The 22,701-nt window shown below is 60.7% G+C and carries 21 protein-coding genes; 16 read left to right on the top strand and 5 right to left on the bottom strand.

Going from position 1 to position 22,701, the window contains the following annotated elements; translation table 11 throughout:
- Positions 1–33: 33 nt before the first annotated feature.
- Both AC3IT9_RS22895 and gap read right to left on the bottom strand, forming a co-directional pair.
- The gene (locus AC3IT9_RS22895; protein ID WP_057713543.1) at positions 34–498 is read right to left on the bottom strand and encodes a methylglyoxal synthase; all 465 of its coding nucleotides are present in this window, start codon (positions 496–498) and stop codon (positions 34–36) included.
- Positions 499–515: 17 nt separating this feature from the next.
- On the bottom strand, positions 516–1,517 hold the full coding sequence (gap, locus tag AC3IT9_RS22890; protein WP_150726688.1) for a type I glyceraldehyde-3-phosphate dehydrogenase: 1,002 nt from the start codon (positions 1,515–1,517) through the stop codon (positions 516–518).
- Positions 1,518–1,737: 220 nt separating this feature from the next.
- On the opposite strand from gap, the gene edd reads away from it, so the two are divergent.
- From edd to AC3IT9_RS22835, 11 genes are all read left to right on the top strand, one after another.
- Entirely contained in the window at positions 1,738–3,564 is a 1,827-nt protein-coding gene (gene edd / locus AC3IT9_RS22885) for a phosphogluconate dehydratase (RefSeq protein WP_150757904.1), read from the top strand.
- Positions 3,561–4,520: a glucokinase gene (locus AC3IT9_RS22880; RefSeq protein WP_150754431.1), complete on the top strand. Its 960-nt coding sequence runs from the start codon at positions 3,561–3,563 to the stop codon at positions 4,518–4,520. Before edd ends, AC3IT9_RS22880 begins: the two co-directional genes overlap by 4 nt.
- A 186-nt stretch (positions 4,521–4,706) precedes the next feature.
- Complete coding sequence (locus tag AC3IT9_RS22875) at positions 4,707–5,438, top strand: response regulator (RefSeq protein ID WP_008050538.1); 732 nt, start codon at positions 4,707–4,709, stop codon at positions 5,436–5,438.
- Positions 5,439–5,469: 31 nt separating this feature from the next.
- A complete protein-coding gene (locus AC3IT9_RS22870) occupies positions 5,470–6,897 on the top strand; it encodes an ATP-binding protein (protein WP_219098057.1) in 1,428 nt (475 codons plus the stop codon).
- A 220-nt stretch (positions 6,898–7,117) separates the two neighbouring features.
- A complete protein-coding gene (locus tag AC3IT9_RS22865) occupies positions 7,118–8,377 on the top strand; it encodes a D-mannose isomerase (protein ID WP_489271098.1) in 1,260 nt (419 codons plus the stop codon).
- Between the two features lie 117 nt (positions 8,378–8,494).
- Positions 8,495–9,793: an ABC transporter substrate-binding protein gene (locus AC3IT9_RS22860; RefSeq protein WP_489271097.1), complete on the top strand. Its 1,299-nt coding sequence runs from the start codon at positions 8,495–8,497 to the stop codon at positions 9,791–9,793.
- Positions 9,794–9,986: 193 nt separating this feature from the next.
- The gene (locus tag AC3IT9_RS22855; protein ID WP_008032969.1) at positions 9,987–10,895 is read left to right on the top strand and encodes a carbohydrate ABC transporter permease; all 909 of its coding nucleotides are present in this window, start codon (positions 9,987–9,989) and stop codon (positions 10,893–10,895) included.
- Positions 10,888–11,733, top strand: coding sequence for a carbohydrate ABC transporter permease (locus AC3IT9_RS22850; protein WP_095942743.1), 846 nt, complete (start codon positions 10,888–10,890; stop codon positions 11,731–11,733). The genes AC3IT9_RS22855 and AC3IT9_RS22850 overlap by 8 nt, the downstream gene beginning before the upstream one ends.
- Before the next feature lie 4 nt (positions 11,734–11,737).
- Positions 11,738–12,898, top strand: coding sequence for an ABC transporter ATP-binding protein (locus AC3IT9_RS22845; protein ID WP_150726681.1), 1,161 nt, complete (start codon positions 11,738–11,740; stop codon positions 12,896–12,898).
- Between the two features lie 191 nt (positions 12,899–13,089).
- Entirely contained in the window at positions 13,090–14,436 is a 1,347-nt protein-coding gene (locus tag AC3IT9_RS22840) for a carbohydrate porin (RefSeq protein ID WP_150726680.1), read from the top strand.
- Between the two features lie 114 nt (positions 14,437–14,550).
- Positions 14,551–15,405, top strand: coding sequence for a D-hexose-6-phosphate mutarotase (locus tag AC3IT9_RS22835; RefSeq protein ID WP_489271096.1), 855 nt, complete (start codon positions 14,551–14,553; stop codon positions 15,403–15,405).
- Between the two features lie 149 nt (positions 15,406–15,554).
- On the opposite strand, the gene AC3IT9_RS22830 is transcribed toward AC3IT9_RS22835, so the two are convergent.
- The gene (locus tag AC3IT9_RS22830; protein WP_170948639.1) at positions 15,555–16,415 is read right to left on the bottom strand and encodes a MurR/RpiR family transcriptional regulator; all 861 of its coding nucleotides are present in this window, start codon (positions 16,413–16,415) and stop codon (positions 15,555–15,557) included.
- A gap of 228 nt (positions 16,416–16,643) precedes the next feature.
- Here AC3IT9_RS22830 and zwf point away from each other — a divergent pair, with 228 nt between their 5' ends.
- The 4 genes from zwf (at position 16,644) to AC3IT9_RS22810 (ending at position 20,515) form a co-directional block, all read left to right on the top strand.
- On the top strand, positions 16,644–18,113 hold the full coding sequence (gene zwf / locus AC3IT9_RS22825) for a glucose-6-phosphate dehydrogenase (RefSeq protein ID WP_150726678.1): 1,470 nt from the start codon (positions 16,644–16,646) through the stop codon (positions 18,111–18,113).
- Entirely contained in the window at positions 18,100–18,813 is a 714-nt protein-coding gene (pgl, locus tag AC3IT9_RS22820) for a 6-phosphogluconolactonase (RefSeq protein WP_150756275.1), read from the top strand. Before zwf ends, pgl begins: the two co-directional genes overlap by 14 nt.
- A gap of 17 nt (positions 18,814–18,830) precedes the next feature.
- Positions 18,831–19,496 carry a bifunctional 4-hydroxy-2-oxoglutarate aldolase/2-dehydro-3-deoxy-phosphogluconate aldolase gene (locus tag AC3IT9_RS22815; RefSeq protein WP_008050561.1) on the top strand — a complete coding sequence of 222 codons (666 nt, stop codon included), beginning with the start codon at positions 18,831–18,833 and terminating at the stop codon, positions 19,494–19,496.
- 293 nt (positions 19,497–19,789) lie between these two features.
- Complete coding sequence (locus tag AC3IT9_RS22810) at positions 19,790–20,515, top strand: intradiol ring-cleavage dioxygenase (protein WP_489271095.1); 726 nt, start codon at positions 19,790–19,792, stop codon at positions 20,513–20,515.
- Positions 20,516–20,517: 2 nt separating this feature from the next.
- On the opposite strand, the gene AC3IT9_RS22805 is transcribed toward AC3IT9_RS22810, so the two are convergent.
- Together AC3IT9_RS22805 and AC3IT9_RS22800 are read right to left on the bottom strand one after the other, a co-directional pair.
- Positions 20,518–21,699: an aminotransferase class V-fold PLP-dependent enzyme gene (locus AC3IT9_RS22805; protein WP_150756277.1), complete on the bottom strand. Its 1,182-nt coding sequence runs from the start codon at positions 21,697–21,699 to the stop codon at positions 20,518–20,520.
- Positions 21,700–21,718: 19 nt separating this feature from the next.
- The gene (locus AC3IT9_RS22800; RefSeq protein ID WP_003227425.1) at positions 21,719–21,955 is read right to left on the bottom strand and encodes a DUF3820 family protein; all 237 of its coding nucleotides are present in this window, start codon (positions 21,953–21,955) and stop codon (positions 21,719–21,721) included.
- Positions 21,956–22,158: 203 nt separating this feature from the next.
- Here AC3IT9_RS22800 and AC3IT9_RS22795 point away from each other — a divergent pair, with 203 nt between their 5' ends.
- Positions 22,159–22,626 carry a ferritin-like domain-containing protein gene (locus AC3IT9_RS22795; RefSeq protein ID WP_150726674.1) on the top strand — a complete coding sequence of 156 codons (468 nt, stop codon included), beginning with the start codon at positions 22,159–22,161 and terminating at the stop codon, positions 22,624–22,626.
- Positions 22,627–22,701: the final 75 nt, after the last annotated feature.

Genomic DNA, 22,701 nt, shown 5'->3' with positions numbered 1-22,701 from the left:
TACTCGAATGGTCAAGTACTGATTTGTGAAGCTTTACGCGCGACCCTGCAAATAGGTGGCGTAATCGGGAATCCGATGGAGGTGCGCCTGATCCATCAGCGGGCTGCTGAGCAGATAGTCGGCGCTGCATTCGTTGCACGCCACCGGGATGTTCCACACCGCCGCGACCCGCAGCAACGCCTTGATATCCGGGTCGTGGGGCTGGGGTTCGAACGGGTCCCAGAAAAACACCAGCATGTCGACCCGCTGCTCGGCGATTTGCGCACCGAGCTGTTGGTCGCCGCCCAGTGGCCCGCTGATCATGCTTTGCACCGGCAGGTCGAGGCGTTGTTGCAACAACAACCCCGTGGTGCCGGTGGCGACCAGATCATGCTGGGCCAGTCTGTCTTTTTGCCGTTCGGCCCAGTCCAGCAAGAACACCTTGCAGTGGTCATGGGCGACCAGGGCGATACGCTTGCGCGCCGCCATGGTCTTTTGCGTAAAGCTGATGCCGATCATCGATGGTTGCTCCGGGCTTATTCAGCGTTGCACAGCGCCAGGCAGTTATCGAGCATGCGGTTGGAGAAGCCCCATTCGTTGTCGTACCACGCCAGTACCTTGAGCAGCTTGCCAGTGGATTTGGTGTGGTTGGCGTCGAAGATCGACGATAGCGGGTTGTGGTTGAAGTCGCTGGAGACCAGCGGCAGGGTGTTGTACCCAAGGATCTTCGAGTGCTGGCTGGCTTCTTTCATCAGCGCATTGACTTCCTCTGCGCTGGCTTCTTTTTTCAGATGCACCGTCAGGTCCACCAGCGACACATTGATCACCGGGACGCGCACCGACATGCCGGTCAATTTGCCCGCCAGTTCCGGCAGCACCAGGCCCACCGCTTCAGCAGCACCGGTCTTGCTCGGGATCATGTTCTGGGTGGCCGAACGGGCGCGGTACGGATCGACGTGATAGACGTCGGTCAGGTGCTGATCGTTGGTGTAGGCGTGGATGGTGGTCATCAGGCCGCTTTCGATTCCCAGCTCGCGATGCAGCACCTGGGCCACCGGGGCCAGGCAGTTGGTGGTGCACGACGCGTTGGAAATGATCTGGTGCGATTGGCGCAGAATGTCGTGGTTCACCCCGTAAACGACGGTGGCGTCGGCGCCTTTGGCCGGGGCCGAGATGATCACTTTGCGCGCGCCGGCCGTAATATGCGCGGCGGCCTTGGCCCGGTCGGTGAACAGACCGGTGCATTCGAACACCACATCAATCTTTTCCGCGGCCCAGGGCAGGTCGGCCGGGTTGCGGATGGCGCTGACCGAAATGCGGTCGCCGTTGACCGTCAGGCTCTCCTGATCGTGCTGGACATCGGCATCGAACGTGCCGTGAACGGTGTCGTACTTGAGCAGATGAGCATTGATCGCGCTGTCGCCCAGGTCGTTGATGGCGACGATCTGCAGATCCTGACGGTAGCCCTGGGTATAGAGTGCGCGCAGGACATTACGGCCGATGCGGCCAAAACCATTGATTGCGATTCGAAGAGTCATAGTGCGGCGCTACCGTCGTTTTGTTGTTGGAATTACAAGATTATTCGTAAAAAAATAGAAAACAAGCCTTTTTGATGGCAATATTTTGTTCGATCTACAACGAGTGACCTGAATCAACTGGTCCGAATGGTCAAATAAACCGTCTGTCATCCCATCGACACCGGCCTTTGATCAGCATAGACAATCAGGTCGCCACATCCGTTAGCCTGGAGTTCTACACATGCATCCCCGCGTCCTTGAGGTCACTGAACGGCTTATCGCCCGCAGCCGCGCCACGCGTGAGGCCTACCTTGCATTGATCCGCGGTGCGGCCAGCGACGGTCCGATGCGCGGCAAGCTGCAATGCGCCAACTTCGCCCATGGCGTGGCCGGTTGCGGCAGCGACGACAAGCACAGCCTGCGGATGATGAACTCCGCGAACATCGCGATAGTTTCGTCATATAACGACATGCTCTCGGCGCACCAGCCGTACGAAGTCTTTCCCGAACTGATCAAGAAAGCCTTGCGCGAGATCGGTTCCGTCGGCCAGTTCGCCGGTGGCACCCCGGCCATGTGCGATGGCGTGACCCAGGGCGAGCCGGGCATGGAGCTGAGCCTGCCGAGCCGCGAAGTGATCGCGTTGTCCACGGCCGTGGCGCTGTCCCACAACATGTTCGACGGCGCGCTGCTGCTCGGCATCTGCGACAAGATCGTGCCGGGCCTGATGATGGGCGCGCTGCGCTTCGGCCATCTGCCGATGATCTTCGTGCCGGGCGGGCCGATGGTCTCGGGTATTTCCAACAAGCAGAAAGCCGATGTGCGCCAGAAGTACGCCGAAGGCAAGGCGACCCGCGAAGAGCTGCTGGAATCGGAGATGAAGTCCTACCACAGCCCTGGCACCTGCACCTTCTACGGCACCGCCAACACCAACCAGTTGCTGATGGAAGTCATGGGCCTGCACCTGCCGGGCGCGTCCTTCGTCAACCCGAACACGCCATTGCGCGATGCCTTGACCCGCGAAGCCGCGCACCAGGTCACGCGCCTGACCAAGCAGAATGGCGACTACATCCCGATCGGCGAAATCGTCGACGAGCGTTCGCTGGTCAACTCGATTGTCGCGCTGCACGCCACCGGCGGCTCGACCAACCACACCCTGCACATGCCGGCCATCGCCATGGCGGCGGGCATTCAGTTGACCTGGCAGGACATGGCCGACCTCTCCGAAGTCGTGCCGACCCTGAGCCACGTCTACCCGAACGGCAAAGCCGACATCAACCACTTCCAGGCAGCGGGCGGCATGTCGTTCCTGATTCGCGAACTGCTGGAAGCCGGGTTGCTCCACGAAAACGTCAACACCGTGATGGGCCACGGCTTGAGCCGCTACACCCAGGAGCCGTTCCTCGACAATGGCCAGCTGGTCTGGCGTGAAGGCGTGACCGACAGCCTCGATGAAAGCATCCTGCGCCCAGTCGCCCGCGCGTTCTCGGCAGAGGGTGGCCTGCGGGTGATGGAAGGCAACCTCGGTCGTGGCGTGATGAAAGTCTCCGCCGTAGCCGTGGAAAACCAGATCGTCGAAGCGCCGGCCATGGTGTTCCAGGATCAGCAGGACCTGGCCGATGCATTCAAGGCCGGTTTGCTGGAAAAGGATTTTGTCGCGGTGATGCGCTTCCAGGGCCCGCGCTCCAATGGCATGCCGGAGTTGCACAAGATGACGCCGTTCCTCGGCGTGTTGCAGGATCGCGGCTTTAAAGTCGCGCTGGTGACCGACGGGCGCATGTCCGGCGCATCAGGGAAAATCCCGGCGGCCATTCATGTCAGCCCCGAAGCTTACGTAGGCGGCGCTTTGGCGCGGGTGCAAGAGGGCGATATCATCCGCGTCGATGGCGTCAAAGGCACCCTGGAGCTTAAGGTGGACGCCGAAGAATTTGCAGCTCGCACGCCGGCCAAAGGTCTGTTGGGTAACAACATCGGCACCGGTCGCGAACTGTTCGGTTTCATGCGCATGGCCTTCAGCTCGGCGGAGCAGGGCGCCAGCGCCTTTACTTCTGCCCTGGAGACGCTTAATTGAAACTGGCTTTGGTCGGTGACATCGGTGGGACCAACGCACGTTTCGCGTTGTGGAAAAACCAGCAACTGGAATCGGTCCAGGTGCTGGCGACAGCAGATTTTCCCAGCCCGGAGGAGGCAATCAGCCTCTACCTGAATGGCCTGGGGCTGGCGCCGGGTTCGATCGGTTCGGTGTGCCTGTCGGTGGCGGGCCCGGTGAGCGGCGACGAATTCAAGTTCACCAACAATCACTGGCGCCTGAGCCGCAAGGGCTTTTGCCAGACCTTGCAGGTGGATCAGCTGTTGCTGGTCAATGACTTCTCGGCCATGGCCCTGGGCATGACCCGTTTGCAGCCCGGCGAATTCCGCGTGGTCTGCGAAGGTACGCCGGAGCCGTTGCGCCCGGCGGTGGTGATTGGCCCGGGCACGGGTCTGGGCGTCGGCACCTTGCTCGATCTGGGCGAGGGTCGTTTTGCCGCGTTGCCAGGGGAGGGCGGTCACGTCGATCTGCCATTGAGCAGTCCGCGTGAAACCCAACTCTGGCAGCACATCTTCAACGAAATTGGCCATGTCAGTGCAGAGACAGCCCTGAGCGGTGGCGGCTTGCCCCGCGTCTACCGGGCGATCTGTGCTGTGGATGGGCACACGCCGGTGCTCGACACGCCGGAAGCGATTACTGCTGCCGGGCTGGCGGGCGACCCGATTGCCGTGGAAGTGCTTGAGCAGTTCTGCTGCTGGCTCGGTCGCGTGGCGGGCAACAACGTGCTGACCACCGGTGGACGCGGTGGCGTGTACATCGTTGGCGGAGTGATTCCTCGGTTTGCCGATTTCTTCCTCGAAAGCGGCTTCGCCCGGTGCTTCGCCGACAAGGGTTGCATGAGCGATTACTTCAAGGGGATTCCGGTGTGGCTGGTGACGGCGCCGTATTCGGGGTTGATGGGGGCGGGTGTGGCGCTGGAGCAATCAATCCCCGCTTGAAACCCGATTACCTGTAGGAGCGAGCCTGCTCGCGATGGACGTCAACGATAACGCGTGCTTTCTGAATGCACGCGGTGCCTTCAAGTCCATCGCGAGCAGGCTCGCTCCTACAGTAGTTTTGTGGTGTTTGTAGAGTCAGCGCATAAGGCATAATCCGCCCAATTCAAACAACAAGGACGCCGCCCCGTGAGCTCAGTCAACAAGTCGATTTTGTTGGTCGATGACGATCAAGAGATACGCGAGTTGCTGGATACCTACCTGACCCGTGCCGGTTTCCAGGTGCGTACCACGCCCGACGGTGCCGGCTTTCGCCAGGCGCTGAACGAGGCGCCGAGTGATCTGGTGATCCTTGATGTGATGTTGCCCGACGAGGACGGCTTCAGCCTGTGCCGCTGGATTCGCCAGCATCCGCGTCAGGCGCAGGTGCCGATCATCATGCTCACTGCCAGTTCCGACGAAGCCGACCGTGTCATCGGCCTGGAACTGGGTGCCGACGATTACCTCGGCAAACCGTTCAGCCCACGGGAATTGCAGGCGCGGATCAAGGCGTTGCTGCGTCGCGCGCAATTCGGTCAGGAGCGTAGTGGCGGCGAGGTGCTGGCCTTCGATGACTGGCGGCTGGACATGGTCAGCCATCGGCTGTTCCACATCGACGGCGAAGAGGTGATTCTCTCGGGGGCCGACTTCGCGCTGCTGAAGCTGTTCCTCGATCACCCGCAGGAAATCCTCGACCGCGACACCATCGGCAACGCCACCCGCGGCCGTGAACTGATGCCCCTGGATCGCATCGTCGACATGGCGGTCAGCCGGTTGCGCCAGCGCCTGCGCGATACGGAAAAACCGCCACGGCTGATCCGCACCGTGCGCGGCAGCGGCTACCAACTGGCAGCCAACGTGGTTGCCAGCAATGGCCACTGAGTCTTTGCGCAAACTCGCCGCCAAGGTGCCGATGCCGCGTTCACTGCTTGGGCGGATGTTGTTGCTGACCTTGCTGGCGGTGTTGTTCGCCCAGACGTTGTCGAGCGTGATCTGGGTCTCGCAACTGCGCGCCACGCAGCTCGAGGGCCTGGTCACCAGCGCCCGCAGCCTGGCCCATTCAATGACCGCCAGCGTCAGTTATTTTCGTTCGTTGCCAGTGGCGTATCGCCCCTTGGTGCTCGACCAGTTGCGCAGCATGGGCGGCACCCGGTTCGTGGTGACGCTCAACGACAAACCCCTGGGCATGGAAGTGCTGCCCATCACCCCGCGCAAAGAGGCGGTGCTCAAAGCGGTGGACGAAGTGCTGCGCCAGTCACTCGGCCAGGACACGGTCATCTCCGTGACCTTCGTCAGCCCGGAAGACCTGCGCATCTTCAATGGCGGCCTGAAGCTCGATGAGTTACCACGCTCCTGGGCGCACTACGCGTTGACCCTGGAGCCGGTGAATCCGCCGGTGCTGGTCACGCAGATCCAGATGGCGCCGGGCGAATGGCTGTACATCGCTTCGTTGTTGCCCGAGCCCTACACCAGTCTTGAAGAGCAGGGCCTGCCGGCGCAGCAGGTGTGGTTCATCGTCCTGACCAGCAGCTTTTTGCTGTTGTTCATCGGCCTGCTGGTGCACTGGCAGAGTCGGCCGCTCAAGCGCCTGGCGCGGGCGGCGCGGGACCTGTCGCTGGGGGCCGACGTGGAGCCGGTGGCCGAGGGCGGCGGCAGCGAAGTGGTCGAGGTCGGGCGCGCCTTCAACACCATGCGCGAGCGCATCAGCCGTTACCTCACCGAGCGCAGCCAGTTGTTCAGCGCTATTTCCCACGACCTGCGCACGCCGATCACCCGCTTGCGCCTGCGGGTTGAATTACTTGAAGACGAAACGTTGCAAGCCAAGTTCGGGCGCGATCTGGATGAGCTCGAATTGCTGGTCAAAGGCGCGCTGCAATGCGTGAAAGACACCGACATCCACGAGAACATCGAGCCGGTGGACCTCAACCATGTGCTCGATTGTCTGGTGGAGCCGTACCTTGCCCCCAATGGCAACGGCCGCGTGACCCAGCAAGGGCGGGCACTGGCGGCGTACCCGGGCAAACCGCTGGCGCTCAAGCGCTGCATCGGCAACCTGATCGACAATGCGTTGAAGTACGGGCAGAACGCGCACTTGCACATCGATGACGATGAAAGCGCGTTCATCCTGCATGTCGATGATGAAGGGCCGGGCGTGCCGGAGCAGCGCCTGGAGCAGGTGTTCGAACCGCACTTCCGCCTGGCCGGGCAACAGCAGGGTTATGGCTTGGGGCTGGGGATTGCTCGCAACATTGCCCATAGCCATGGCGGTGAGGTGAGTTTGCAGAATTTGCGTGAGGGCGGATTGCGGGTGACCCTGCAGTTGCCTCGTTCAGTGGATTGACGCCGACCCTGTGGCGAGGGAGCTTGCTCCCGCGGGACTGCGCAGCAGTCCCTCTTTTGGGGGCGCTTCGCACCCCAGCGGGAGCAAGCTCCCTCGCCACAAACATCACTCACCATACAAATGTCACAGCCCGGTGACATAACCCACCCCCTTCGTTACATGCCTGCCTTCCCCCGTTGTTTATGCTGCCCCACAGTCATAACAACAAAAAAGGTACGCCATGGACACCTTCCAACCGGCCTTCAGCAGTTGGCTGAACGCACCTGCCCATCAGCAATGGCTCGCCGCCGAAGGCTTGCGCCTGCTGGCCTTCGCCAAGGCTTCGAAACTGCCTGAAGGCTTCGGCAACCTCGATGAAAAAGGCCGCCTCGCGGCTGATGCGCAAGCCCATACCATGAACACGGCGCGCATGACCCACAGCTTCGCCATGGCCCATATTCAGGGCTTGCCGGGTTTTGCCGAACTGGTCGATCACGGGGTTGCCGCCCTGCGCGGACCATTGCGTGATGCACTGCATGGTGGCTGGTTCGCGGCTGCCGAACATCGCGACGGTAATACCGGCAAGAATGCCTACCTGCACGCTTTCGTCGCGCTGGCCGCCAGTTCTGCGGTGGTCGCGCAGCGTCCCGGTGCACAAGCCTTGCTCGATGATGCGATCGATATCATCGACACTTATTTCTGGAGCGAAGAAGACGGTGCGATGCGCGAATCCTTCAACCGCGACTGGAGCGAAGAGGAGGCGTACCGGGGCGCCAACAGCAACATGCACGCCACCGAAGCCTTCCTTGCCCTGGCCGATGTCACCGATGACAACCGCTGGCTGTGCCGTGCCCAGCGCATCGTCGAGCGGGTGATCCATGGTCACGCCGCTGCCAACGATTACCTGGTGATCGAGCATTTCGATCGCGACTGGCAGCCGCTGCGGGACTACAACCACGACAATCCGGCCGACGGCTTCCGCCCCTACGGCACCACCCCGGGCCATGGTTTCGAGTGGGCGCGGCTGTTGCTGCACCTCGAGGCGTCGCGGGTGAAGGCCGGGATGCTCACGCCGGGCTGGCTGGTCACCGGCGCGCAAAAACTGTTCGAGCACAATTGCCTCCACGGCTGGGATGTCGATGGCGCGCCGGGCATCGTCTACACCCTCGACTGGGACAACAAAGCGGTGGTCCGCCATCGCCTGCACTGGACCCATTGCGAAGCCAGCGCCGCCGCGAGTGCCTTGCTCAAGCGCACCGGGGATGAACAATACGAACACTGGTACCGATTATTCTGGGAATTCTGTGACAGTCACTTCATCGACCGCTGCGATGGCAGCTGGCATCACGAACTCGACCCGCAAAACCGCCCGAGTGCCGATATCTGGCCCGGCAAACCCGACCTTTACCACGCCTGGCAAGCCGTGCTGATTCCGCGCCTGGCGCTGGCACCGAGCATGGCCACGGCGCTGGCGCAGCTGTCCCAGAGCGGTTCTATGTAACCATGCGGTGACACTCGCGCATCCCTTCGTTACCTGCGAGGGGATATCCCCTGTTTAGAATCTTATGCAGCGCAAGCAACAGACTTGCATGCATAACAACAAGAAAGGTGCTCCTAGATGAATGCGATTTCTCGCCTCGCTACTGTCATTTCTCTCGCTTCCCTGTCTGCACTCCCTCTCAGTGTCCTGGCCGCCGAATCCAAAGGTTCCGTTGAAGTCGTTCACTGGTGGACTTCCGGTGGTGAAAAAGCAGCGGTCGATGTCCTGAAAGCTCAAGTCGAAAAAGACGGCTTCACCTGGAAGGACGGCGCAGTCGCCGGTGGTGGCGGTTCCACGGCCATGACCGTACTCAAAAGTCGCGCCGTAGCCGGCAACCCGCCGGGCGTTGCACAGATCAAGGGTCCGGACATCCAGGAGTGGGGCAGCACCGGCCTGCTCAGCACCGACGCGTTGAAAGAAGTATCCAAGTCCGAAAACTGGGATGGCCTGCTGTCGAAGAAAGTCTCCGACACCGTGAAGTACGAAGGTGACTACGTCGCCGTGCCGGTGAACATCCACCGCGTCAACTGGCTGTGGATCAACCCGCAAGTGTTCAAGAAAGCCGGGATCGAAAAAGCCCCGACCACCCTCGAAGAATTCTATGCCGCCGGCGACAAGCTCAAGGCCGCCGGTTTCATCGCGCTCGCCCACGGCGGTCAGCCTTGGCAGGACAGCACAGTGTTCGAAGACGTGGTGCTCTCGGTCATGGGCGCTGACGGTTACAAGAAAGCCCTGGTCGACCTGGACCAGAAAACCCTGTCCGGCCCGGAGATGACCAAGTCCTTCACCGAGCTGAAAAAGATCACCACCTACATGGACCCGAACCGCGCCGGTCGTGACTGGAACATCGCCGCCGCCGAAGTCATCAACGGCAAGGCCGGCATGCAGATGATGGGCGACTGGGCAAAAAGCGAATGGACTGCGGCGAAGAAAGTCGCGGGCAAGGACTACCAGTGCGTAGCGTTCCCGGGCACTGAAAAAGCCTTCACCTACAACATTGACTCCCTGGCGGTGTTCAAGCTCAAAGCCGATCGCAAGGGCGACATCGCTGCCCAGCAAGACCTGGCCAAGGTCGCATTGGGTACCGACTTCCAGAAAGTCTTCAGCATGAACAAGGGTTCGATCCCGGTGCGTAACGACATGCTGAACGAAATGGACAAGCTCGGCTTCGACGAGTGCGCGCAGAAGTCGGCCAAGGACTTCATCGCGGACGACAAGACCGGCGGCCTGCAACCGAGCATGGCGCACAACATGGCCACCTCCCTGGCGGTGCAAGGCGCGATTTTCGATGTGGTCACCAACTTCATGAACGACAAGGATGCTGACCCGGCCAAGGCCAGTGCCCAACTGGCCTCGGCTGTCAAAGCTGCCCAGTAATTCGTGATCGGCCGCAGGCAGGTCCTGCGGCAAACCCCAGAGAGAGCTCCGTCCCATTGTGGGAGCGAGCTTGCTCGCGATAGCTGTGTAACAGGCGACATTTGTGTTGAATGTCAGTCAGCTATCGCGAGCAAGCTCGCTCCCACAGGGTGGAACTCTGTCCGGATTTCACTTCTTCACCTGGATTATCCCGATGAGCTCTGTGGCGGTTTTCAGCAAAGCCTCACCGTTCGATGCGCTGCAACGCTGGCTACCCAAGTTGGTACTGGCGCCGAGCATGCTGATCGTGTTGGTTGGTTTCTACGGTTACATCATCTGGACGTTCATTCTGTCCTTCACCAACTCCAGCTTCATGCCGAGCTACAAGTGGGTCGGCCTGCAGCAATACATGCGCCTGATGGACAACGACCGCTGGTGGGTCGCGAGCAAGAACCTCGCGCTGTTCGGTGGCATGTTCATCGGCATCAGCCTGGTGCTGGGTGTGTTCCTCGCGGTGCTGCTGGACCAGCGCATTCGCAAGGAAGGCTTCATCCGCACCGTCTACCTGTACCCGATGGCGCTGTCCATGATCGTCACCGGTACCGCGTGGAAATGGCTGCTCAACCCAGGCCTGGGCCTGGACAAGATGCTGCGTGACTGGGGCTGGGAAGGCTTCCGTCTCGACTGGTTGGTGGATCAGGATCGCGTCGTCTACTGCCTGGTGATCGCTGCCGTGTGGCAAGCCTCCGGGTTTGTCATGGCGATGTTCCTCGCCGGTCTGCGCGGCGTCGATCAATCGATCATCCGTGCCGCGCAAGTCGACGGGGCGAGCCTGCCGACCATCTACCTGAAGATCGTCCTGCCGAGCCTGCGCCCGGTGTTCTTCAGTGCCTTCATGATCCTCGCGCACATCGCGATCAAGAGCTTCGACTTGGTCGCGGCGATGACCGCGGGCGGTCCGGGTTACTCCTCCGACCTGCCGGCGATGTTCATGTATTCCTTCACCTTCAGCCGTGGCCAGATGGGCATCGGTTCGGCCAGCGCCATGCTGATGCTCGGCGCCGTGCTGACCATCCTCGTGCCGTACCTGTACTCCGAGCTGCGAGGCAAACGCCATGACTAATCAACTCGGCAAACCTGGCATCAGTTTCAGCCGCATCGCGATCTACGCCACCCTGCTACTGGCAGCGGCGGTGTACCTGATCCCGTTGGTGGTGATGCTGCTGACCAGTTTCAAATCCCCGGAAGACATCCGTACCGGCAACCTGTTGAGCTGGCCGACCGTGATCGACGGCATCGGCTGGATCAAGGCCTGGGACGTGGTCGGCGGCTACTTCTGGAACTCGGTGAAGATCACCGTGCCGGCGGTGCTGATTTCCACGTTCATTGGTGCGATGAACGGCTACGTGCTGTCGATGTGGCGCTTCCGTGGTTCGCAACTGTTCTTCGGGCTGCTGCTGTTCGGCTGCTTCCTGCCGTTCCAGACCGTGCTGTTGCCGGCCTCGTTCACCCTCGGCAAGTTCGGCCTGGCCAACACCACCACTGGCCTGGTGCTGGTGCACGTGGTCTACGGCCTGGCGTTCACCACGCTGTTCTTCCGCAACTACTACGTGAGCATTCCGGATGCGCTGGTCAAGGCTGCAAGGCTCGATGGCGCGGGCTTCTTCACGATCTTCCTGAAGATCCTGCTGCCGATGTCGATCCCGATCGTGATGGTCTGCCTGATCTGGCAGTTCACCCAGATCTGGAACGACTTCCTGTTCGGCGTGGTGTTCGCCAGTGGCGACGCCCAGCCAATTACCGTGGCCCTGAACAACCTGGTCAACACCAGCACCGGGGCCAAGGAATACAACGTTGATATGGCCGCCGCGATGATCGCCGGGCTGCCGACACTGCTGGTCTACATATTCGCTGGCAAGTATTTCCTGCGTGGGCTGACGTCCGGCGCGGTCAAGGGGTAGAAACATGGCAACTCTCGAATTACGCAACGTCAACAAGACCTACGGCCCCGGCTTGCCGGATACCCTGAAAAACATCGAACTGAAAATCGATGACGGTGAGTTCCTGATCCTGGTCGGCCCGTCGGGCTGCGGCAAGTCGACCTTGATGAACTGCATCGCCGGCCTGGAAACCATCAGCGGCGGCGCGATCCTGGTGGATGACGCCGACATCAGCGGCATGAGCCCCAAGGATCGCGACATCGCCATGGTGTTCCAGTCCTACGCGCTGTACCCGACCATGAGCGTGCGCGACAACATCGCGTTCGGCCTGAAGATCCGCAAAATGCCGACCGCCGAAATCGACGAAGAAGTCGCTCGGGTGTCCAAGCTGTTGCAGATCGAACACCTGCTCAGCCGCAAGCCCGGCCAGCTTTCCGGCGGCCAGCAACAGCGCGTGGCGATGGGCCGTGCCCTGGCGCGGCGGCCGAAGATTTATCTGTTCGACGAACCGCTGTCCAACCTCGACGCCAAGCTGCGGGTCGAGATGCGCACCGAAATGAAACTGATGCACCAACGCCTGAAAACCACCACGGTCTACGTGACCCACGACCAGATCGAAGCCATGACCCTGGGCGACAAAGTGGCGGTGATGAAGGACGGGATCATCCAGCAGTTCGGCACGCCGAAAGACATCTACAACAACCCGGCCAACCTGTTCGTGGCGAGCTTCATCGGTTCGCCGCCGATGAACTTCATCCCGCTGCGCCTGCAGCGCAAGGACGGTCGTCTGCTGGCGCTGCTCGACAGCGGCCAGGCCCGTTGCGAGTTGCCGCTGGGCATGCAGGACGCCGGTCTTGAAGACCGTGAAGTGATCCTCGGCATGCGCCCTGAGCAGATCATCCTGGCCAACGGCGAAGCCAATGGTTTGCCGACCATTCGTGCCGAAGTCCAGGTCACTGAACCGACCGGTCCCGACACCCTGGTCTTCGTCAACCTCAACGACACCAAGGTCTGCTGCCGCCTGGCGCCGGACGTGGCGCCGGCGGTGGGCGAGACCCTGACCCTGCAATTCGATCCGGCGAAAGTGCTGCTGTTCGATGCGAAAACGGGTGAGCGACTGGGGGTCGCTGGCGTAGCGAAAACCGAAGCACACGCTGACAACGTCGCACAATTCAAAGGCCGCTGAAGATCAAATGTGGGAGCGAGCCTGCTCGCGAATGCGGTCTGACATTCGAAAAAGATGTCGCCTGATTCACCGCTTTCGCGAGCAGGCTCGCTCCCACAGGGGGATCCGTGGTGCGCGGCCTGTCGCGCATCGCAACTGATGTAACCGCGTTGGAAAAGAAAAGTTAATAACAATAAAACGAGGAAGTAGGGATGAAGATGAAGAACAAGGCCCGGTTGATCTGCCAGGTTTCAGCAGCGGCAGCACTGGTTCTGGCCGGCAATGCGATGGCCGATGAAGCGTTCAGCTCCGACTCCAAGTGGATGACGGGCGACTGGGGGGGCGAGCGTACCAAGCTGATCGAGCAAGGCATCGACATCAAGATGGACTACGTCGGTGAAGTCGGTGGCAACCTCAACGGCGGCTTCAACGATGACAAGACCGCGCGCTACGCCGACCAGTTTGGCCTGGGCGCGGCGCTGGACCTGGAGAAACTGTTCGGCTGGGATAACACCCAGGCCAAGATCCAGCTCACCAACCGTAACGGTGAGAACATCTCCAATGACCGTATCGGCGATCCGCGTGCCGGCACCTTGAGTTCCTCCCAGGAAGTCTATGGTCGCGGCCACATGGTCCGACTGACCCAGCTGTGGATTCAGCACCAGTTCTTCGACAACAAACTGGACGTAAAAGCCGGTTACTTCGGTGAAGGTGAAGACTTCAACACCTTCCCGTGCGAATTCCAGAACCTGGCGTTCTGCGGATCCCAGGTGGGTAACTGGGCGACCAATATCTGGTACAACTGGCCGGTCAGCCAGGCGGCGATCCGCGTGAAGTACAACATCAATGACGAGCTCTACGCACAGATCGGCGCGTACAACCAGAACACGTCGCAACTGGAGCACGGTAACGGCTTCAAGCTCAGCGGCAGTGGCACCAATGGCACCGTCCTGCCGGTCGAGTTGGTCTGGTCGCCGAAGGTCAACAACCTGCCGGGTGAATACCGTGTCGGTTACTACAAAAGTACCTCTGATGCCGACGACGTTCTCGAGGACGACAACGGCCAGAACGCCGCGACCACCGGCAACCCTTATCGCGTCCACGATAGCAAGCACGGCTACTGGTTCGTCGCGCAGCAGCAACTCACAAGCCACAATGGCGATGCTTCCCGTGGTCTGAACATCGCGGCCAATGCCACGTTCCACGACAAGGACACCAACTTCATCGACAACTACCAGTCGCTGATGTTCGTGTACAAGGGCCCGTTCGACGCGCGTCCGAAGGATGACGTCGGCATTGGTTTCGCCCGTATCCATGTCAACGATGACGTGAAGAAAAACGCCGAACTGACCAACGTCGCCAACGGTGTTTCGGAATACGACAATCCGCTGTTCTCGCCCATTCGTGAAACCGAATACAACTACGAGATCAACTACGGCTTCCACGTCACCAACTGGCTGACCGTACGTCCCAACCTGCAATACGTCACGCACCCGGGTGGTGTGGATGAAGTCGACAACGCGCTGGTGGCCGGTTTGAAAATTCAGTCGGTGTTCTAACGCGTCTGCGATAAGCTTCTCTCCATGTGCGCATATTTGCGGACAGCCATGGCTGTCCGCTTTTTTTTGCGGGCCGCGCACCCCGGTGACAGTTGATTTTCAGGACCGTGGCACATGCTTGAGCATCCGCTACAACGCTTCTTCAAATCCTTGCGCGAACGTCCGGTGTTCGCGTGGGAGCGCTATCAGACGCGCGATGTACTGGTGATCGATCATCCGCTGTGTCAGGCGGTGTTCAGCCGTCAGGGCGCGCAGCTGTTGCACTTCCAGCCCAAGGGCCAGAAACCCTGGCTATGGTGCGCGGCAAAGTGGCCGCAGGTCGGCGCCATTCGCGGCGGCGTGCCGGTGTGTTGGCCCTGGTATGGCCGGCATCCGAGCGAAAACGCCTGGCCGTCCCATGGCTGGGCACGGTTGCTCGACTGGAAGCTGCTCGACAGCAACAGTGACGACGATGGCGTGCGATTGCACTGGCAACTGAAATTGTGTGACTGGCAGGTGGACCTGCACGCGCACCTGGGTGAACGCATGGAACTGCGCCTGAGCACCGAGCATCAGGACGACATGCCGTGCCAGTTGAGCCAGGCTTTGCATGCTTACTGGCGTATTGGCGATGTCAGTGAGATAGCGCTGTCTGGGCTCGAGGGCGCGCAGGGTTACGACCAGTTGAGCCGGCAGGTTTGTCAGCAGGAAGGCGAGTTACGCGTGGACGGCGGATGCCAGCGGGTGTTCCAGCATGACGGCGAATTGCAGCTCAATGACCATGCCTGGGACCGGGCGTTGTGCATTGATACCGGGGATACGGCCGACACGGTGGTGTGGCATCCCGGTTCACGTCCGCTGCTCGGCGTGACCTGGAACGAGATATCCGAATTTGTCTGTGTGGAAGCGGCGAGCGGGGGTACCGATAGCCTGTGCCTTGCGCCTGGGGAGCGGGCGCATTTGAGTTTGCAGGCGCGGGTGGGGGTTTAGTTCAAGGGCGGTTGTGTCTGGACTGCCGTCATCGCGAGCAAGCTCGCTCCCACAGGTTCAATGGCGGTCGCAGGTATTGTGCTCGACGCGGACATTGTGGGAGCTGGCTTGCCCGCGATGAGGCCGGACCGGTCAACGGAGATTTCGGATCAGTTGAACTCATCCCCAACCGGATACCGGCTGGCATTCAAGCTCTCCTTGATCTTGCGCAAATGCGGCTGGAAATCCACGCCCCGGCGCAAGGTCATGCCGGTGGCGAGCACATCCAGCACGGTCAGCTGGATGATCCGCGACGTCATCGGCATGTAGATGTCAGTGTCCTCCGGCAGCGGGATGTTCAGGCTCAGGGTGCTGGCCTTGGCCAGTGGTGAGTTCTCGGCGGTCAGGCCAAGCACCGAGGCGCCATTTTCCCGGGCGATGCGCGCCACTTCCACCAGTTCGCGGGTGCGACCGGTGTAGGAAATGATCACGAACAATTCGCCGGTATGGGCCACCGAGGCAATCATGCGCTGCATCAGCACATCCGCATGGGCCGTGACGGCGAGGTTGAAGCGGAAGAACTTGTGCTGCGCATCCAGTGCCACCGGGGCCGAGGCGCCGAGGCCGAAGAAGTGGATCTGTCGGGCCTGGATCAGCAGGTCGACGGCGCGGCTGATCAGGTTCGGATCCAGTGCTTGGCAAGCGCTGTCCAGCGAGGCGATGGCGCTGCCGAAGATCTTCTGGGTGTAGGCCTCCGGATTGTCATCGGCCTCCACCGCACGGCTGACATAGGCGGCGCCACTGGCCAGGCTCTGGGCCAGTTGCAGTTTGAGCTCGGGGTAGCCGCTGACGCCGAACGAACGGCAGAAACGGTTGACCGTCGGTTCGCTGACCGAAGCGGCCTGGGCGAGGGCGGCGATGCTGAAGCGGGTGGCCTGCTGCGGGTTGAGCAGGATCACCTCGGCGACTTTGCGTTCGGCCTTGTTCAGCTCTTCAAGGCGATTCTGGATTTGCTCCAGTAAATTTCGCACGCGGTCCATATAAGTTTCCTTGATTCACCGGCACCGATAAGCGCGCGGCTAATGCAAAAAGGGCCTTTGGTGAGGCCCGTAACGGTGGCCTATCCTACTGATGGCTCCGACCGACCACCACTCGGAATCTGTATTTTGCGAAAATGTTGTGGTTATTACTACATTTTCCCTTGAGTGATGCCTTAAAAAAAGGTATTTGTAGCTTAACTTGATAAAAGAACAAACATCATGCTCTCGATTACGGTTGAACCGTGCACCTTTACCTTGTTCGGCGCCCTTGGCGATCTGGCCTTGCGCAAGCTGTTTCCTGCCCTTTATCAACTCGACGGCGCCGGCCTGTTGCACGAGGACACGCGAATCATCGCGCTGGCCCGTGAGCCGGGCAGCGAGCAGGAACACCTGGCGTTCATCACCTCCGAGCTGCGCCGCTATGTCGGTGCCAAAGAGCTGGACGAAGCCGTGGTCGAGCGCTTTCTGGCGCGCCTGAGCTACCTGCACGTCGACTTCCTCAACCCCGATGATTATGTGGCCCTGGCCGAATCCGCCGGCAGTTCGCAGCGGGTCATCGCCTACTTTGCGACCCCGGCCGCCGTGTATGGCGCGATTTGCGAGAACCTGGCCAAAGTCGGCCTGGCGCAAAACACCCGTGTGGTGCTGGAAAAGCCCATCGGTTCGGACCTGGAATCCTCGCGCAAGGTCAACGACTCCGTAGCGCAGTTCTTCCCGGAGAACCGCACCTACCGCATCGACCACTATCTGGGTAAAGAGACCGTCCAGAACCTGATCGCCCTGCGTTTCGCCAACAGCCTGTTCGAAACCCAGTGGAACCAGAACTACATTTCCCACGTGGAAATCACCGTGGCCGAGAAGGTCGGTATCGAAGGCCGCTGGGGTTACTTCGACAAAGCCGGCCAGCTGCGGGACATGATCCAGAATCACCTGCTGCAGTTGCTCTGCCTGATCGCCATGGACCCGCCGGCCGACCTGTCCGCCGACAGCATCCGCGACGAGAAGGTCAAAGTGCTCAAGGCCCTGGCGCCGATCAGCCCGGAAGGCCTGACCACTCAAGTGGTGCGCGGCCAGTACATCGCCGGCTACAGCGAAGGCAAAGCGGTACCGGGGTACCTGGAAGAACCCAATTCCAACACCCAGAGCGACACCGAAACCTTTGTCGCCCTGCGTGCCGACATCCGCAACTGGCGCTGGGCCGGCGTGCCGTTTTACCTGCGTACCGGCAAGCGCATGCCGCAGAAGCTGTCGCAGATCGTCATCCACTTCAAGGAACCGTCGCACTACATCTTCGCTCCCGAGCAGCGCCTGCAAATCAGCAACAAGCTGATTATCCGCCTGCAACCGGACGAAGGCATTTCCTTGCGTGTCATGACCAAAGATCAAGGCCTGGACAAGGGCATGCAGCTGCGCAGCGGTCCGTTGCAGCTGAATTTTTCCGACACCTGGAGCAGCGCACGGATTCCCGATGCCTACGAGCGGTTGTTGCTGGAAGTGATGCGCGGCAATCAGAACCTGTTTGTCCGTAAAGATGAAATCGAAGCCGCGTGGAAGTGGTGTGACCAGTTGATCGCCGGGTGGAAAAAATCCGGTGATGCGCCCAAGCCGTACGCGGCCGGGTCCTGGGGGCCGATGAGCTCCATTGCACTGATTACGCGGGACGGGAGGTCGTGGTATGGCGATATCTGATTTGAAACTGCCGCAGGGCGTCAGCGCCCATGCATACAAGAGCCCGGTGCTGCTGGCTGAAAGCCTGGCACTGAACGTGGCGAAACAACTGAGCGACGCGATCGACGCCCAGGGCACTGCGACCCTGGTGGTGTCCGGTGGCCGCAGCCCGGTGGCGTTTTTCCAGCACCTGGCCAAGCAGACGCTGGACTGGTCGAGCGTGGTGGTCAGCTTGGCCGATGAGCGCTGGGTGCCGGTGGAGCATGCCGACAGCAACGCGGGTCTGATCAAGCGATATCTGTTGCAAGGTCCCGCGGCCAAGGCTCAATTCCTGAGCCTGTACAGCGCCAGTGCCAACCTTGAACAGGCGGCCGAGCAGGCTGACCGGTTGCTGTCCGAGCTGCCGGTGATCGATGTGCTGATTCTCGGCATGGGTGATGACGGCCACACCGCGTCGCTGTTCCCCAACAGCCCGAACCTTGCCGAGGCATTGCAGGCCGATGGCGTCCGTCGTTGCTGGCCGATGCTGGCGCCGACCGTGCCGCATCAGCGCCTGACCATGAGCCGCGCGCTGCTGGCCTCGGCCAAGCATAAGGTTCTATCGATTTCCGGTCAGTCCAAGCTGACCACCCTGAGTTTCGCGCTGGCCGGTGACGATGTCGCCGAAATGCCGGTGCGCGCATTTCTGCAACCCACGTTAGAGATTTACTGGTGCCCATGAGCCAAGGAACAGCCGCTATGACAAACCCATCCCCGACCGTTTCCATGGCGGACAAAGTTGCTCTGATCGACAGCATCTGCGCGAAAGCGCGGATTCTGCCGGTGATCACCATCGCCCGCGAGCAAGACGTTCTGCCGCTGGCCGACGCCCTCGCAGCCGGTGGCCTGACGGCCCTGGAAGTGACCCTGCGCTCGCAATTCGGCCTCAAGGCCATCCAGATTCTGCGTGAGCAGCGTCCGGAACTGGTGACCGGTGCCGGCACCGTGCTGGATCGCCACATGCTGGCGGCGGCGGAAGCGGCCGGCTCGCAATTCATTGTCACGCCGGGTATTACCCGCGACCTGCTGGAAGCCAGTGTCGCCAGCCCGATTCCACTGTTGCCGGGCATCAGCAATGCCTCGGGCATCATGGAAGGCTATGGTCTGGGGTATCGCCGCTTCAAGCTGTTCCCGGCCGAAGTCAGCGGCGGCGTTGCAGCCATCAAGGCTTTGGGCGGCCCGTTCGGCGAAGTGAAATTCTGCCCGACCGGCGGCGTGGGACCTGCCAATATCAAGAGCTACATGGCATTGAAAAACGTCATGTGCGTGGGCGGTAGCTGGATGCTTGATCCGGAGTGGATCAAGAACGGCGACTGGGCCCGCATTCAGGAATGCACCGCCGAGGCTTTGGCGCTGCTGGACTGATCGCTTCACCCTACACCTCGTTGTGTGTTCTACGGCTTTAGGTGCGCTTGGTCGGTGCACCGTTTTTTTTTGCCTGAAAGAAAGAGTCGTGCCCAGTTTGCCGGCTCGGCGCTTATCCCCTGTGGGAGCGAGCCTGCTCGCGAAGAGGGAGTGTCAGTCGATACTAATGTTGCCTGACACGCCGCCTTCGCGAGCAGGCTCGCTCCCACAGGGACATCATGCGATACATAGTTACCGCATGACGAAAATCGGCCAGTGCTAGCCTGCGTCCATCTTATGGAAGAGAGAACGTCATGGACGCTACCACCTCAGTTGCACCCGCTGCACCGGTTTACCTGCTGTCCCCCGAACAGATTGCCGGCCCGTACTTCCGCAACCCCAAACTGATCCGCAGAAACATCAGCGAAGGCGCCGAAGGCGTTCCGTTGGTGTTGCGGCTGACCATTGTCGATGCCATGACCGGCGAGCCGGTCCCCGATGCGCTGGTGGATATCTGGCACTGCAATGCCCGCGGTGCCTATTCGGGCTGGAGCAAGATCAACCCGGACGTCGAGGTCGATACCGGTGACATCGGCGCCGTCCCGCGCACCGATGACGATACCTACCTGCGCGGCGGGCAGTTCACCGACAAGTCGGGCATCGTGCGCTTTACCACGATCTATCCGGGTTTTTACGCCGGCCGCGCCTTGCACATTCACGTCGCCGTGCGCATCACGGCCGGTAACAACTATCTGCAAGAACGGCATGTCGCCTGGGTCGGGCAGCTTTACCTGCCTGAGGTGGCCTCGCGCTCGGTACTCGGCAGTCGACCGTACAGCGGCCGAGCCGTGCCGGTACTGACCAACGATCAGGACTTTTTCTATACAACCATGGGCGGTGAAGAATCGACCTTGAGCGTGCACACCCTGGGGCGGGATTCGGCCGAAGACGGATACTTCGGGCAGATGACGATCGGCATCGACACGTTCGCCGTGTCGACACAGATCAGGCCCGAGGACTTTGACAAATACACCGTCTGACGTCAGCCCAGTTCAGTCAGTGCCCTGGCCAACAAATCCATGTCGGCCGCCGTGGTGGTAAGCCCCGGTGTAATGCGGATGCACGGACCGCATGCCGCGCCACTGCGGGTCACGGTGAACAGGTTGTATTCATTGAGCAGGCGCTGAACCATGGTTTGCTGGTCGGTATGCCGGGTAAAACGCATCGAAGTGATGCCGCAATACAGGCGCGGGTCATCCGGAGTCAGGACTTCGACGCCCGGCAACCGCCGCGCCGCACCGACCCAGCGGTTGCGCAGATAATTGAGCCGCGCACCCTTGGCCGCAGCACCACCCATCGCCCAATGTTCTTCAAGCACCAGCGGCAGGGTCAGCAGCGCCGGGATGTTGGGGGTGCTGTACGAGGTACGGGCACGAATGTCAGTGGGCGGAAAATGCATCTCGCCCATGTCCGGGTCGATGTCGACCAGGCGTTCGGGAGCGATGTAGATAAAGCCGAGCGTCAGTGGTGCGCCGATCCACTTGTGCAGGTTGTAGCCGGCGAAGGCGATACCCAGTTCGGTCAGGTCGAATTCGAGTTGGCCGAGAGCATGGGCCCCGTCGAGGATGACATCGATGCCATGCTCCTTCGCAGCGGCTGCAATCGCCTGCACCGGCATCACCAGCCCCGTGCGATGGGTGACGTGGGTCAGGGCCATCAGCTTCAGCCGCGGATGCCGTGCGAAGGCTTCCCGATAGGTATTGAGCAGGCTGTCGAAGGTGGCCGGGTGTGCGTGTTCGATCTCGATCACTTCAACGCCGCGATTACGCGCCAGCCAGCGCATGGCGCCTTTGACCGTGTCGTATTCCAGATCGCAAACCAGTACCTGATCGCCGGGCTGCAGCCGGTTGTAGTTGCGGATCAGCGACTGCAAACCTTCCGAGGCGTTGCGGGTCAGGGCGATGCTGTCGGCGGGTACGCCAATCAGCCTGGCCAGTTGCGCGCGGATCTTCAGGCTGTCGCCCTGTTCGTAACGCTGGCGCACGTACACCGAATTGCTGCGGTTGATCAGCTCGATGTTGCGCTGGTATTCCTCGACCACCGTGCGCGACATGCGTGCGAAGTAACCGTTCTCCAGGTTGAGCGGGCCAGGTTCGACATCGTAGCGGTCGGCAAAGGTTTGCCAGAAGGCTTCATCACGGGCGCGGCGGGTGTTGTCGGGCATGGGGTACTCGGTAGGTGATTCAGTGGCGCGGGGCAGGTTTGCCGTGTTTGGCGCGCAGCGGTTCGAGCAAGTCCGACAAACCGTTGTGATCGATTTCCTGCATCAGGGCCAGCAGGCCGCCCAACTCGCCGTGAGGGAAACCCTCCCGGGCGAACCAGTTCAGGTAAGGGCCGGGCAGGTCGGCAATGATTCGACCCTTGTACTTGCCGAAGGGCATTTCGCGGGTGATCAGCAGTTCGAGCTTTTCAGGGTTCATCAATCGGTCGTCTTGATTCAGTCAGTCTGGAAAATACAGGCATTCTGCATGCAGGCCAAATGACAGATCATGCAAATAAAACGGATACAGATTGTCTGATAATTGATAACTATTTGAAAAATAAGGAATAAGTTAGCAGTTCCGGGCTGGCATGCAGGGTGCACTACTCATTGCATCTTTCATCAACCGCGAGGAACTGAAAAATGACCGACATGAATAAAGAAGCGATTTCTGTACTCAACGACCTGATTGAAACCAGCAAGGACGGTCAGGCCGGGTTCAAGACTTGCGCTGAAGACATCAAGCATCCTGAACTCAAAACCTTGTTCATCAAGCGTTCGACCGATTGTGGGACGGCCGCAGCGGAATTGCAGTCTGCCGTGCGCTCGATGGGGGGTGATCCGCAAACCTCCACCAGTGTCAGCGGCGACCTGCACCGGCGTTGGGTCGACGTGAAGTCGATGTTCACCGGCAAGGGCGAGGAGGCTGTACTCAATGAAGCCGAGCGCGGTGAAGACCATGCGTTGAAGGCTTACCGCGACGCCATGGAGAAAATCAACAAGCACAATCTGGTGGGCATTCGCGACCTGGTTGAGCGTCAGTACCACGGTGTGCAACGTAACCACGATCAGGTAAAAGCCCTGCGTAACCAGGCGCGTGCACGTTCGTAAGCCAGGCTGAAGTAACTGTGGGAGCGAGCTTGCTCGCGATGAGGGCCTGACATTCAACAGTGATGTTGACTGATC

This window comes from Pseudomonas sp. KH_046_1, assembly GCF_057839025.1.
Note: the sequence above shows the minus strand (reverse complement) of the source record. Positions and strands in the feature narration are given on the sequence as shown.